This is a genomic window from Microbispora catharanthi (assembly GCF_006334915.2).
GTDB lineage: Bacteria > Actinomycetota > Actinomycetes > Streptosporangiales > Streptosporangiaceae > Microbispora > Microbispora catharanthi.
On sequence record NZ_VDMA02000046.1, the window covers coordinates 1 to 13,612 of the forward strand.

The 13,612-nt window shown below is 68.4% G+C and carries 13 protein-coding genes; 5 read left to right on the top strand and 8 right to left on the bottom strand.

The features are described from left to right. Window positions 1-308, top strand: a 308-nt coding sequence (locus tag FH610_RS41785) for an FCD domain-containing protein (RefSeq protein ID WP_139580783.1), incomplete at its 5' end; no start/stop codon positions are given. A 43-nt stretch (window positions 309-351) separates the two neighbouring features. Here FH610_RS41785 and FH610_RS41790 read toward each other — a convergent pair. The 4 genes from FH610_RS41790 to FH610_RS41805 are packed head-to-tail and all read right to left on the bottom strand — an operon-like array spanning window position 352 to window position 4,651. Next, entirely contained in the window at window positions 352-1,536 is a 1,185-nt protein-coding gene (locus FH610_RS41790) for a mandelate racemase/muconate lactonizing enzyme family protein (RefSeq protein ID WP_205826444.1), read from the bottom strand. A gap of 25 nt (window positions 1,537-1,561) precedes the next feature. Then, window positions 1,562-2,389 (bottom strand): carbohydrate ABC transporter permease, encoded by an 828-nt coding sequence (locus FH610_RS41795; protein ID WP_139580785.1) that lies wholly within the window; start codon window positions 2,387-2,389, stop codon window positions 1,562-1,564. Continuing rightward, a complete protein-coding gene (locus FH610_RS41800; protein WP_139580786.1) occupies window positions 2,389-3,345 on the bottom strand; it encodes a carbohydrate ABC transporter permease in 957 nt (318 codons plus the stop codon). Before FH610_RS41800 ends, FH610_RS41795 begins: the two co-directional genes overlap by 1 nt. Before the next feature lie 28 nt (window positions 3,346-3,373). Then, complete coding sequence (locus tag FH610_RS41805; protein ID WP_139580787.1) at window positions 3,374-4,651, bottom strand: ABC transporter substrate-binding protein; 1,278 nt, start codon at window positions 4,649-4,651, stop codon at window positions 3,374-3,376. Between the two features lie 138 nt (window positions 4,652-4,789). Between FH610_RS41805 and FH610_RS41810 the strand changes: the two genes are divergently transcribed. The 4 genes from FH610_RS41810 (at window position 4,790) to FH610_RS41825 (ending at window position 8,601) form a co-directional block, all read left to right on the top strand. Beyond that, entirely contained in the window at window positions 4,790-5,560 is a 771-nt protein-coding gene (locus FH610_RS41810; protein ID WP_139580788.1) for a FadR/GntR family transcriptional regulator, read from the top strand. 295 nt (window positions 5,561-5,855) lie between these two features. Continuing rightward, window positions 5,856-6,761: a copper resistance CopC family protein gene (locus FH610_RS41815; RefSeq protein ID WP_139580789.1), complete on the top strand. Its 906-nt coding sequence runs from the start codon at window positions 5,856-5,858 to the stop codon at window positions 6,759-6,761. 31 nt (window positions 6,762-6,792) lie between these two features. Next, window positions 6,793-7,275 (top strand): cupredoxin domain-containing protein, encoded by a 483-nt coding sequence (locus tag FH610_RS41820; RefSeq protein ID WP_152313712.1) that lies wholly within the window; start codon window positions 6,793-6,795, stop codon window positions 7,273-7,275. 9 nt (window positions 7,276-7,284) lie between these two features. Then, window positions 7,285-8,601, top strand: coding sequence for a hypothetical protein (locus FH610_RS41825; protein ID WP_139580791.1), 1,317 nt, complete (start codon window positions 7,285-7,287; stop codon window positions 8,599-8,601). 4 nt (window positions 8,602-8,605) lie between these two features. Here the strand turns inward: FH610_RS41825 and FH610_RS41830 are convergent, their stop codons facing one another. The 4 genes from FH610_RS41830 to FH610_RS41845 all read right to left on the bottom strand — a co-directional run bounded on the left by FH610_RS41830 (window position 8,606) and on the right by FH610_RS41845 (window position 13,604). Further along, complete coding sequence (locus FH610_RS41830; RefSeq protein WP_139580792.1) at window positions 8,606-10,243, bottom strand: GH39 family glycosyl hydrolase; 1,638 nt, start codon at window positions 10,241-10,243, stop codon at window positions 8,606-8,608. A 49-nt stretch (window positions 10,244-10,292) separates the two neighbouring features. After that, entirely contained in the window at window positions 10,293-11,144 is an 852-nt protein-coding gene (locus tag FH610_RS41835) for a carbohydrate ABC transporter permease (protein WP_240809514.1), read from the bottom strand. 73 nt (window positions 11,145-11,217) lie between these two features. Further along, the gene (locus FH610_RS41840) at window positions 11,218-12,171 is read right to left on the bottom strand and encodes a carbohydrate ABC transporter permease (RefSeq protein ID WP_139580794.1); all 954 of its coding nucleotides are present in this window, start codon (window positions 12,169-12,171) and stop codon (window positions 11,218-11,220) included. 104 nt (window positions 12,172-12,275) lie between these two features. Then, window positions 12,276-13,604 (bottom strand): ABC transporter substrate-binding protein, encoded by a 1,329-nt coding sequence (locus tag FH610_RS41845; protein ID WP_139580795.1) that lies wholly within the window; start codon window positions 13,602-13,604, stop codon window positions 12,276-12,278. Window positions 13,605-13,612: the final 8 nt, after the last annotated feature.

Below are 13,612 nucleotides of genomic sequence, written 5' to 3' on the forward strand. Positions count from 1 at the left end.
GCGAAGACCTCTTCAACCAGGGCGACGACACCTTCCACACCGCCATCGCCACCGCCTCACACAACATGTTCCTCCAGATCGCCGTACGCGAAGCCCGCCGCCTGCAGGCACAATCCAGCCTCATCGGCATGCGCGGCTCAGTCGGCGGCCACGCCGCCAAAGCCGTCGAAGAACACGACGCCATCTACCAGGCCATCCGCGCCGGCGACCCCGAAGCCGCCGCCCACGCCGCCGCCACACACATCGACAACACACTCGACGACTACCGCAGAGAGATCCAGCAGCGCCTGTTCTCCCCCTCCGGCTGATCCCGGCCGATGCCCGCACTCCCTTCCGACGCGGGGTGGGGGCTCAGACGCCGGCGTCGGCCGCGGAAGGCGTCGTCCCGCCCCAGAGACCGCTCGGTGAAGAGCCGCCGGTCACGGCGAGAAGCCGTCGTCCGGCGTGCTCCGGCCGGATGTTGGGGCCCTTGGCGGCCCCGGTGTTCGGCCGGCGCGCGAACGTGTCGATCGCCTGCTCGTCGATCGTGATGCCGAGGCCCGGCGTGTCTCCGAGGACGAAGGCGCCGTTCTCGACGTGCAGGTCGAGCGACATCCCGACCGGCGGGTACAGGTCCTGCAATTCGCTCGCCATGTGGTTGGGCACCGACGTCGCGGCGTGCAGCAGCGCGACCGGCGTGGTGCCGATCGGGCTGACCGGCAGGTCATGGGCGTGCGCCAGGGCGGACACCCGGAGGAAGTGGGTCACTCCCCAGACCGCGGCCGTCTGGACGATGTCGACTGCTCCCGCGGCGAGCAGCGGACGAAACTGCTCGAGCCCGGTCAGGTTCTCCCCCGAGGCGACGGAGGCGCGGATCCCCCGGCCGACGACGGCCAGGCCTTCGGCGTCCCACCGCCGGACCGGCTCTTCGATCCAGGTGAGGTCCAAAGTGCGCTCGAGCTCGCAGACGTGCCGCACCGCCTGCTTGCGGGTCCAGGCCTCGTTCACGTCGAGCATGAGGCCCGGCCGCAGTCCCTGCCCGGCCTCGGCCAGGACGTCCCGCACCAGCTTCAGGCGATGCCGGTCGCGTTCGATGTCGAGGCCGCCCTTGAGCTTGGCCGCCCGCAGACCGTGCTGGGCGTAGACCTGATAGGCGGAGACGAGCTCGTCGTCGGTCAGGCCGATGTCGAGGCCCGAGGCGTAGGCGGGAACCCGCCTGTCCCGTCCGCCCAGCAGACGCCAGAGCGGTTCACCGGCCGCCTGTGCCTTGATGTCCCACAGGGCGGTGTCGAGTGCTCCGATCGTGCCGAACACGGCGCCCGCGTGCCCCGCCTTGAAGGTCTGCCGAAGCATCCGGTCGTAGAGCGCCGTCACGCCGCGCGGATCCTCGCCCTCGATGGCGGCGAACACGGCGTCGATCTCCACGTGCGGCCCCAGGCCGACGCCGGTGATCCCCTCGTCGGTGTCCACCATGACGATCGGCGTCGAGACGACTCCGTCGGGGAAGACACCGTTGGCGTCACCGACGGGACGGCCCCATTCCTGGACCGTCGTCATGGTCCGATACCCCGTGATCCGCATGTCAGCCCTTCGTGGAACCGGCGGTGACGCCGTCGGCGATCTGGCGCTGGAGGAAGAGATACAGCATCAGCACGGGTATCGCGGCGATCAGGACTCCTGAGGCGAAGGTGGGAATGTCGTCGGAGTACTGTCCGCGCAGTGAGTTGACCCCGATCATGAGGGTCCGATGCTCGGGCGACGGCATCATCAGCAGGGAGATCAGCACATCGTTCCAGCAGAACAGGGTGTCGAGGATTCCCACGGAGAGCAGCGCCGGAACGCCCAGCGGGAGCATGATCCGCCGGTACACCCCGTACACCGTGTTTCCGTCGATCCTGGCCGCGTCGACGATCTCCGCCGGAATGGTCCTGTAGTGGCTCGTCATCAGGAAGACGGTGAACGGGAGGAACTGCGCGACGTAGGCCAGGATCAGTCCGGGGTAGGTGTCGACGAGCCCGCTGTCGGCCATGATCCTGGTGAGCGGCACCATGATCACCTGGAACGGGATGAACAGCCCAGCGAGACAGCCCAGGAAGATCACCGAAGAGCCGCGGAACCGCAACTGGCTCAGCGCGAAGCCCGCCATCGACCCCAACAGCAGCAGCAGGGCCACGGCGAACGACACGACGATGAACGAGTTGGCGAAGTATCGCGCCATTCCGGCGCCGGCCCACGCCTCGGCGATGTTGTCCCAGCGCAGGGAATCCGTCGGGGAGAACCGGTCGAGGATGTAGTCGCGCCGGGTCTTCATCGCGACGTTGGTGGTGAAGATCAGAGGATAGATCGTCGCCAGCGCAAGAGCGGCCATCGGAACGGCGGCCACCCACCTGGCCAGACGCCTGCCGGGCATCAGTCCTGCCTCCCCGCGCGGCGGAGCAGAGTGATCTGCAGGAGCCCCACCACGAGCATGACGACGAAGAGAACAGTTGAGGCGGCCGAGGCGAGCGCCGGCCGGTTCATCTGTCCCTGCTGGTGCCAGATGTAGTACTCCGGCAGGTAGGTCGATCCCTCCGGTCCCCCGCTGGTCATGACGAAGAGCAGGCCGAACATGGACGTCAGCATCCCAATCATCGTGGTCACGAAGACGAACTGGATGGTGCGCGTCAGGCTCGGGATGATCACGTGCCAGATGACCTGGCGGAGCGACGCGCCGTCCACGCGGGCGGCGTCCAGAAGCGAGGCGTCGAGGGTGCTGAACCCGGCGAGGAACACCACCAGGGCCATCCCGAACGTCGCCCAGACGTGCACGCCGACGACCGTGAACATGGAGATGCCCGGATCGCCGAGCCAGTCGACCGGGCCGAGGCCGATCGCCCCGAGGGCGGCGTTCAGCGGGCCGTCGAACCCGAGCATGAGGTTGAAGATCGCGCCGACGATCACCGGGGAGAGCACAGCCGGGAAGAAGTAGACGCTGCGGTAGACCCGGTGCCCCGGAACGCGCAGATAGATGAAGGTGGCGAGCAGGCCCGGAATCGCCACCGCCACGGGAAGCAGCAGCACCAGTAGCCCGACGTTGCGCAGCGAGGTGTGGAACAACGGGTCGCCGGCCAGCTCCAGGTAGTTGCTCAGGCCGACCGGGGTCCCGTTGAGCTCGCCGTCGCCCGTGAAGGAGAAGTTGACCCCCAGGACGAGCGGCCACAGCCGCAGCACCACGATGATCAGTACGGCCGGGGCCACCAGGACGTAGGGGGCGAGGCGTTCCGCGCGCGCCCCGCGGGAGGCCGGCCGGACAGCCGCCCCCTCGCGAGGTCCCCGCTGCTTCGTCGTCGCTCCGCCGGCCCGCCCGGAGCCTGCCGGGCGGACCAACGGCGACGAACCTCCGAGCGGCACGCGATCAGCCCGTCCGGTCGGAGGCGGCCAACTGCTCCACCGCCTTGTCCACCGTGGTCGACCCGCTGAGGAGCTGCTGGGACAGCCTTCCCATCAGGTCCAGGGTCTTGGAGGACAGCGCGACGTGCAGGGCGGGCTTGCCGGTCTTGATCTCGGACACGATCGCGGCGACTGCCGGGCCGGCCTGCGAGACGTCGATCGTCGTGTCGGACGCGATCGCACCTGCCTTGGAGTAGAACGCGGTCAAGGCGTCGGTCGAGGTCAGGGAACGCACCAGATCGGCGGCCAGCCCCGGATCCTTCGTCCACTTCGCGACCGCGTAGCCGATGCCGCCGTCGTACGGAAGGCTCGGGGTGGCTCCGTCGGCGACGACGGGGGCCTGCATGACGCCGATCTTGTCGGGCGGCAGGAACTCGCCGAAGTCCTTCCAGTGCCCGATGTCCGACATCAGCCCGATGATGTGGGCGGCCTTACCGGTCTCGAAGACTCTGAAGATGTCGGTGAACATCGCGGTGGAGTTGGCGCCCTTGTTGTTCAGCCCCTTGTCGTTGGCGTCCTTCCACAACTCGAAGATCCGCTTCACGTTGGGAGAGGTCCAGTCGCGCTTCCCGCCGATCCAGTCGTCGTACTCCTCCGGCGTCAGGATGCCGGATCCGAGGCCCGACATGAAGAACTGGATGCCGAAGCCTTCTTTGTTGCCGAGCGCGAAGCACGACGCCCCGGTCGCCTTCTTGATGGCGGCGCAGTCGCCGGCGAACTCGTCCCATGTCTTGGGCGGGTTCGCCGGGTCGAGACCGGCCTTCTCGTAGAGCGCCTTGTTGTAGTAGATCGGGTGCCCCTGCAGGGTCACCGGCGCGGCGTAGATCTTGCCGTCCTTGCTGAACGCGTCCCAGCCCGCCAGCCGGCTCTTGTCCCCGGCCACGTACTGGTCCAGCGGAAGGAGCGCGTCGACCCGGTCACGGATCTGCCCGCCGCCGTTGAAGAGCATGACATCGGGCCCCTTGTTGGACTGGATGGCCGTGCCCAGCAGGGTGTAGTACTGGTCGAACGGCTGGGCGACGAACTCGACGGTGACCCCGGGATGCCGCTTGGCGAAGTCGGCCTTCGCCTTCTCGATATATGCCGCCGCTGTCGGTTCGCTTGATTTCCAGTCCCAGACCACGAGCTTCTGCTGCTTCTGCTGAGAGTCTCCGGACGGGGACTCCGTCCGCGCCGCGCTCCCGCAGCCGGCCACGGCCAGTCCCGCGACCATCACCGCCGACCACAAGGCTCTCTGCTTCATCGCTGCTCTCACTCTCCGAGAGCGGCCGGCGGACCCGGCCGTGTCCGGCGAAAGGTAACTCGTATGACGTCTGACGTCAATAGACGTCGCGTATACTGGCGCGGTGGCGCTCCTTGGCCAGGGCCACCGGAGGGGGATATGGCGGCATCGCAGGAAACGGCCGGCGGCACCCCGGCGCCACCGGCCTGGGTACGACGCCCGGCCAGCCTCGCCCGAGCGGTGACCGCCGAGCTGGTGGAGCGCATCGTACGCGGCGCGCACCCGCCGGGGACGCCGCTGCCCCCCGAGCCCGCGCTGTGCGAAGCCTTCTCCGTGAGCCGCACCGTCGTCAGGGAGGCCGTGAAAGTCCTGCAGGAGAAGGGGCTGGTGCAGGTCCGCCAGGGCGCCGGCACGATGGTGACCCCGCCCGCGATGTGGGACATGCTCGACGAGCTCGTCCTCGCGGCGACCATCGCCGAGGACGAGAGCCTGGCGATTCTCGACGACCTCGTCGTGACGCGACGGGTGCTCGAGTCCGACATGGCGAACGTCGCCGCCCGCCTGGCCGGGCCGGACACGGTCGAGCGGTTGCGCGCGCTGGTGGACCAGATGGACGAGCTCGTGGACGACCACGTCACGTACGCGGAAAGCGACCGCGCCTTCCACGACACGATCATGCAGGCGTCGGGAAACCGCATCGCCCGAGGCGTCGTACGGGCGCTGGAGAGCCAGGTCGTGAACACCGCCCGCTACATGGGCCGGACCGAGCGAGCCCTGTGCGTGGCGTCGAACCTGGGCCACCGGCGCATCTACGAACGCATCGCCGCCCACGATCCCGAGGGCGCCTCCGAGGCGATGTTCAACCACATCACCGAGGCCTGGCTCGTCCGCCGCAGCGGACCGGCCGATCCCGTACGGCTGCGGCGTTAGGCCGCGTCCCCGCGCTACCGGCTACCCCGCCCGGGCAGGGCCGGGGTGGCCGGCCGGCCCGACCGCCCGTTCGCGTCCTCCGGAACGATTCGATCGCCGGGCGGTGAAATTTTCATCGTGGCACGCCTGTGGTGACCACGGGCGCTTCCCCGGTCGGACGACTCACTCCACTTCTGTTGCGAACGCATCAAGTTCTGTTCATCGAGAGCGAAAGTCGTTAGCCTCGACCCAATCGGTCTCCCCGGCCCGAGCCCATCCCCCTCATCCAGGGGCCGTACCGTCATGGAGAGCAGAAGTGACCCTGGCACGCTTGTTGGGCCGGTTGCTTCTGGCGGTCCTCGTCGGCGTGCTGACGATGGTCGCCCTCGCGGCGCCCGCTTCCGCCCACGGCCAGCTCGCGATGTCGACACCGGTCAAGGACGGCACGGTCCGCGAGCCGATGGAGTTCCTGTCGCTCTACTTCACCGAGGCGCCCGCCCCGAACGCGTACTTCGCGGTCACCGCCCCCGGCGGTGACCGGGTCGACCTGCCCTGGAGGCACGGTCAGCCCAAACGCCTCGACAAGCCGGTCCAGGAGTACAACCTCGTCGACGGGGTGTGGGAACCGAGCGTGTACAACACCGGGTACCCCGCGGAGATCCCCGTCGCCTACTGGCCGAAGCGGGGCGAGTACCTAGTGCGCTACCTGTCGATCGCCTCCGACGGGGAGCCGGTGCGGGGAGAACTGCGGTTCACCTACAAGGGCAGGACCTCGGGGCCGCCCAAGGGCTGGCAGGCCCCGGACAACGAGCCCGACGCCATCCTTCTCGCCTCGGCCGAGCCTGGGAGCGGCACCCAGGCCCCGGTGCCACAGGCCGGCGCCAGCCCGGCCCCGGCAACGCAGACCGGTGGCAGCCCGGCGGCGATGGGCCCCGCGGTTCCCGAAACCGGCGGCAGTCAAGGCGCCGTGCCCGAACCCGGCACGCCCGGCACTGCCGCCCGGACAGCGCAGCCGGCCGACTCCGGCACCGGGCTGTCGGTATGGCTGGTGCCCGCGCTCCTCGTCATCGGAGCGGGCGTCCTGGTTGTGCGGGCGGCACGGCGGCCCGTGCCCGACGCGTCGGCGGCCCGGCCGTCTCCCGGCCGCCCGCAGGCCAGGAAACCCGCACGCCCGTCGGCGTCCCGTACTCCACAGCGCCCCAAATCCACCAGGCGACGCTGACTTGCCCCACCCCCTTCAGGAGAACTCCCCCATGACGATCGCCCCTGCGCGCCTGCGCCCGCTGCTCGCCGCGCTCCCAGTCGGCGTGGCCCTGCTGATGGCCACGTCGGCCTGTGGCGGATCGGATGCCGCCACCCCCGCTCAGTCGGCTGCCCCGGCTCCTGCCGAGTCGGCTCCCGCGGCCCCTGCGGAGTCGGCCCCTGCGGAGTCGGCTCCTGCCGAGCCGGCGGCCGCCGCCTCCGGTGACTCGGCCGTAAAGGAGATCACCGTCACCGTCGCCGGTCGGAAGGTCACGCCGCCTCCAGGACGAATCGAGGTGACCAAGGGCCAGACGGTGCGGATCACGGTCACCAGCGACGCCGCCGACGAGGCGCACCTGCACGGGTACGACAAGGAGGCCAGCCTGAAGCCCGGCACCCCTGCGAGCATCGAGTTCGTCGCCGACGAGACCGGGCTCTTCGAGATGGAGACCCACGAGTCGGGACTGCAGCTGTTCCAGCTCGTCGTGCGTTAGGCGGGCGGGATGCTGCTGGCTCACGGCATCGGCGGCCGTCAGGACCTGCCGATCCCCTTCTCGGCCGCGCTGACCGGCGCGATCCTCGCGTTGCTGGTGTCGTTCGTGGCGCTCGGCGCGCTGTGGAAACAGCCGCGGCTGGGTGGCGCACTCACCGGTGCCCGCTCGCTGCCCACCGTCATCCAGACGGCGGTGACCGCACCGGCCTGGCGGTGGGTCTGGCGGATCGCCGGGCTCGTCGCCGCGGCGTACTTCTGCATCGGGCTGATCTTCGGTCCCGATCGGGCCGACAACCCCACCGCCGGGGCGTTCTACGTGCTGTTCTGGGTCGGCCTGGTGCCGCTTTCGCTGCTGTTCGGCCCGGTGTGGCGCGGCCTGAACCCGCTGCGGACGCTGCACCTTCTGGCCTGCAAGGGGCTCGGACGCGACCCTGAGCGCGGCCTGCGGCCGCTGCCCGCCGGTGTCGGATACCGGCCCGCCTGCGCCGGCCTGTTCGCCTTCGTCTGGCTGGAACTGGTGGCCCCCGAACGGGCCACCCTGCCGGTCATCGGCACCTGGCTCGCGGCCTACACCGTGCTCATGCTCGCCGGAGCGGTCGTCTTCGGCTCCCGGTGGTTCGACCACGCCGATCCGTTCGAGGTCTACAGCGACCTCGTGGGCAGGCTCGCCCCCGTGCACAGGCGCGGCGACGGCGTCGCGGTCTGGCGCAACTCCCTGGACGGGATGGCCGGGCTACGACCGGCACCGGGACTGACCGCGCTGGTGGTCGTGCTCCTGGGCTCCACCATGTACGACAGCCTGTCCAACGCCCCAGTATGGGTGCGTTTCGTGCAGGAGAGCTCGGTGCCCGCGCCGGTCACGGGCACCGCCGGCCTGGTCATCGTCATCGGCCTGGTGCTCGCGGCGTACCGGGCCGCGACCGCGCTCGCGGGCCGATGGGGCGCGGCCGAGCCCGGCACGACCGCGGGCGAGATCGCCCACTCGATCGTGCCGATAGCCGTCGGGTACGTCGTCGCCCACTACTACACCCTGTTCCTCCTGGAAGGGCAGCGGACGATCGCCCTGCTGTCCGACCCGCTGGACACCGGCGCCGACTGGTTCGGCACCGCCGGGTGGACCATCCAGGCGCTGGGCACCACCCCCGCGGGAGTCGCCACCCTCCAGGTCACGGTCATCGTCATCGGCCACGTGCTGGGCACCGTACTGGCCCACGACCGCGCGCTGGCCCTGTTCCCGCGCCGGACCGCCGTACTCGGGCAGGTTCCCCTGCTCGTGCTGATGGTGGTCTACACCGTGGTGGGCCTGCTCCTCCTGTTCGCCGCCTGAGCGGTCATGCCGACTGCCTGAGCGACATCACCGCCCACGGCGCGAGTTCGACGTCGAGGTCGAGCACACCGGTGTCGGGCACGGTCAGCGTGAACCTGAGGAGCGAGTCGGCGACCCTGCTCAGGTGCTCGCTCTCGGCCCTGGACGGGTTGAGAGGGGACCCCAGCTGATACCAGGCCTCGGCGACGTTCCCGTGCTCCCAGTCCACGACCTCGACGAGGAACGTGGCGCCCGGCTTCAGACCGTCGATCGAGTGCCGGATCCGCCGGCTCGGCCCCATCTCGGCCAGCGCGCGCGTCGCCGCGTACGAGTCCTGCGACCGGACACCCCTCATGCCCATGTCCTCGGGGTAGTTGAAGAACACCGCCGACACGGCCGACGTCCGGCTGTCACGGGTCACGACCCCGTCGGACGTCGCGAGGAGCAGCCGGTCACCGAGCCGTTCCAGCATCGTGAAGGCGTGGAACGTGGGCTTGTGAACACCCCCCTCGTTCACAAGGCCGAACCCGCCGTGGAACGGCCCGATGCCGGCGCCCCCCTCCTCGAAGACGTCCGTGAAGGTCCAGTAGGAGATCGAGTCGGCGAGGGTGGCGCACTGCAGATACGACCGCGTGATGGAGGTCGCCGCGAACACCGTGTCGTGGATGAAGTCACGCGATGACGGCGACGTCGACCACTCCGTGATGTGGATCTCCGCATCGGGGTACGCGCTGTTGCTCACGAGCTTGCGCAGCAGGGTCAGGTCGTCGAACGTGGCGTCGGCGTACCGGGTGATGTGCACCGCCTCACCGTCGACGGCGAACGCGAAGTCGGTGGGATAGGTGTGCGTCGAGATGAAGTCGATCGGCAGTCCGCGCTCCGCGCACCAGGCGATGAAGTCCTCGATCCACACCGGGCGCCAGTCGAGCGCGTCCACGTCGGAGGCGGCGGCCGTCTCGTGCGTCGCGGCGCGGTCCTCGACCTCGCCCTTGTAGCGGTCGTCGGGCACGAAGACGCTCGTCGCGGGCCCGCCCACCTTCAACGCGGGATCGATGTTTTTGATCGCCGTCACGGTCTGCTCGTAGAGCTCGAAGTACTCGGTCTTCGTCCCGGTCCAGAAGTGGGGAACCAGGTTCGGCTCGTTCCACACCTCGAACCGCCATTCCCGCACCTCGTCGAGGCCGTAGCGGTCGATCCAGTGCTCGACCGACCTTGTGACCAGCTCGACCCAGCGCGCCATGTCCTTGGGCGGGCTGCAGTGAGCGCCCCACCAGAACACCGTCTCCGTCTCCGTCGCCAGCTCGCGCGGCATGAAGCCCAGCTCGACGAACGGACGGACACCGCAGTCCACGATGAAGTCGAACACCTTGTCCACGTAGCTGAACGTGTACACGGGCTCGGCAAGGGGGGAGTTCGGCCCGAATCCGCCGCCGTAACTCTCCCGGTACACGAACATGTCGTCATGGAAGACGCCGTGGAAGCGGATGTACTCGATTCCACATGCGTCGACGACCTCGGCGAATTGCCGTTGCCAGTCCGCGCGCAGTGCCTCGTTCGCCCGTCCGGCCCCGATGCATTTGCTCCACACGTGCGGGAAGGCGCTCTCGTCGCACAGCTTCCCGTCGATCCGCAGCCGGAGCTCGGACACACTGTCGCTCGTCATGGTCTCACTTCTCTTCACAGGGTCGTTTACAGGTGGCAGAGGCGGGCGGCTAGCCCTTGATGGCGCCCAGCGCCAGACCTGACTGCCAGTATCGCTGCAGGCTGAGAAACGCGATGATCAACGGCACGATCGTCAGCAGCGCGGACGTGATCACGAGATTCTGGACGAGGGCGCCGTTCCCTGCCGACGAGCCCAGCTTGTTCCATTGGTTGATTCCGACGGTCAGCGGATACCACGCGGGGTCCTTGAGCATGATCAACGGCAGGAAGTAGTTGTTCCAGATCGATACGAACGAGAAGAGCAGGACCGTCACGCTCGCCGGCGCGAGCATCGGGAGCGCGATCCGGAGAAAGGTCCTGAACTCCCCGGCGCCGTCGATCTTCGCGGCCTCGAGCAGGCCGGTCGGCACGGCTTCGGCCGTGAACACCCACATCAGGTACAACCCGAACGGGTTGATGAAGGACGGGATGAGAACCGCCCACGGGGTGTTGGTCAGGCCGAGCTGCGCGAACAGCAGGAACTGCGGGATCGCCAGGGCGATGCCGGGGACCGAGATCGATCCCAGCACGACGAAGAGGAACACCCGCTTGCCCCGGAAGTCGAGCTTTGCCAGGGCGTACCCGCCGAGGGCGGCCAGGAAGGTCGACACGGTCGCACCCACGACCACATAGAGGAGGGTGTTGAGAAGCCACCGGGAGAAGATCCCGTCCTGGTAGCGGAACACCTCCACGATGTTGTCCCAGAGGGCGAAGTCGCGACCGGGCGCGAGCCCGAACGACGAGACGAAGTCAGCCTGCGACTTGGTCGCGTTGATGACGAGCCACACGAGCGGCAGCAGGCAGTAGAGGGTGAACAGGACCGTCATCACGGTGAGAGTCGTGCTCTTCTTGGGATTTTCCACCGTGTAGAGCCGGCGTCCGCGACCGGAACGACGGATCGGCGCGCCGGAGGCATTCCCGGCCCCGGCTCGCGGGCTACTGATCGGACGCATTCCTCAACCCTCTGATCTGGACGGCGTAGGCGACGGCGATCGTGATCGCCGCCATGACGAGCGCGAGTGCTGCCGCATAGCCCTGCTGAGACCCGGTGAACGCCAGGTTGTACGCGTACAGGTTGGGCGTGTAGAAGGTCGTGACGCCGCTGTTGGCCACCATGGTGGGCAGGATCTGCGGTTCGTTGAACATCTGGAACGTGCCGATGATCGAGAAGATGATCGTGACGACCAGGGATCCGCGCAGCGCCGGCAACTTGATCGCGCGGACGACCTGGAACTCGTTCGCCCCGTCGATCGCGGCCGCCTCGTACAGTTCGCGCGGGACGGCCTTGAGCGCGGCGTAGAAGATGAGCATGTTGAAGCCGGTGAAGGCCCAGGTCACCATCAGCCCGATGGAGATGAGCGTGGTTCCGGGGGCGAAGGGGTCGATGTCCGTGCCCAGGGCGTCGTTGAGGCTGCCGAACAGGCCGTACTTGACGCCGAGCAGGAATCCCCACATGAGAGTCGACACGATCGCCGGCACCGCGTAGGGCAGGAAGATCGTCGCCCGCATGAACTTGGTGCCGTGCACGCGCATGGAGTCCAGCGCCAGCGCCAGCGCCATGGAGAACAACAGCATGATCGGCACCTGGACGAGGGTGAACCGGATGACGCGTCCCACCCCGTCCCAGAACTGCGGATCCTGGAACAGCTTGCCGTAGTTGGCGAACCCGACGAACGTGGTGCCCCCGATGAGCCTCTCCTGGAAGAGGCTCAGGTAGGCGGCGTACAGGATCGGCACGATGAACACGAGCGCGAACAGCGCGCCGAAGGGCGCGATGAACGCCAGTCCGATCTGCGACCTCCGGCGCCTCCCGGCCGGCGCCGGATGCCGTTCCTCATCCGGCGACGCCATGGCCGAAGGGGTGACGTCGAACCGACGTGCCAGGTCCATGTCCGTGTTCCTTCCGATCCAACGCGTTGCCCGGCTCGCTTCTGCGCCGGCTGTTGTGCGGCGACGGCTGTGCCGCACGCGGCCCCCGCCGTGACGAGGAACCACTAGTCCACTTGGAAGCCCTGCTCGTTGCCGTACTGGATGCAGCGCTGCTTCCACTGTTCGAGGATCTCGGCGAGCTTGACCTTGCCCGTCGTGTAGAACGGTGACGCGATGTCGCCGTAGATCGAGCGCGCCCACTCGAAGAACGGCGGATACTGCCAGCCGCTCCCGACGGTCTCCGAGGCCTCGGCCAGCACGGCGCCGACCTTCTGGTCGCCGAAGTACTTGTTGGCCTTGCCCTGGAACGCCTCGCTCTCCAGCACCGAGGTGTTCGGCACGAAGGCTCCCGCGTCGACGCGGGTCGACAGACCGCCGCCGTGCGCGAAGTACTCGAGGAACTTGAACGCCGCGTCCTTGTGCCCGGCCGCGGCCGGGATGCCGAAGGAGCTTCCGCCGTTCTCCGCTCCGACCTTGTCGCCCTGCTTCCACTGCGGCATCAGGGCGACCCTGAAGTCACCGGCGGCCTTCGGCGCGCGCTCGGGCAGCGTCGAGGTCAGCCAGCCGCCCATGGTCTGGGTGGCGAGGCTTCCGTCGTTGAGCGTCCGGTTCCAGTCGTCGGACCAACCCGTGATCTTGGTGTTGATCAGGCCCTCGTCGAGCATCTTCTGCCAGAAGGCCACGGCCCTGGTCGTGCCCTCGTCCGTGAAGTCGATGTGCACCTTGTTGCCGTTCACCGTGAACGGGCGACCGCCGGCCTGCCAGATGAGCGACAGCAGGAAGAAGATGTCCCCCGTGTCCTGGGCGATGTAGTGGTCGCCGCCGAGCGCGCGGATCTTCTTGGCGGCCTCGTAGTACTCGTCCCACGTTGCCGGGGCCTTGTCTATGCCGGCCTTCTTGAGCGTGGCGGAGTTGTAGAACATGGCCGACGGCCCGTAGTCGGACGGCAGCGCGTAGACCTTGCCGTTGACCGTCACATCGGCCCACGCGGCCGGGACGTAGTCGTTCTTGAACTTCTCGACGCCGAACTCTCCGAGGTCGGCGAGCTTGCCGGGAATGGCGAAATAGGGCACCGCGAAGTACTCGAACATCACGAGGTCGGGCACACCGGAACCGGCCTGGATGGCGTTGTCGAGCGCCTTGTACTCGTCCTGGGACGAGCCTCCGTTGACGACCTCGACCTTGATGTTCGGGTTCGCCGCCTGGAAGCCGGGGACGGCCTTCTCGACGGTGCCGTCCCAACTCCAGACCGTCAGCTTCACCTGCTCGTCGCCGCCGCCGCTGCCAGCCGCCTTGCCGCCGCCCGAGCCGCCCGACCCGCCCGAGCACGCGACCAGCGCGACCATCGGCACGAGTACTGCGGAAAGGAGCCTTGCCTTCTGGGAGAGCCGCATGGGCCTCT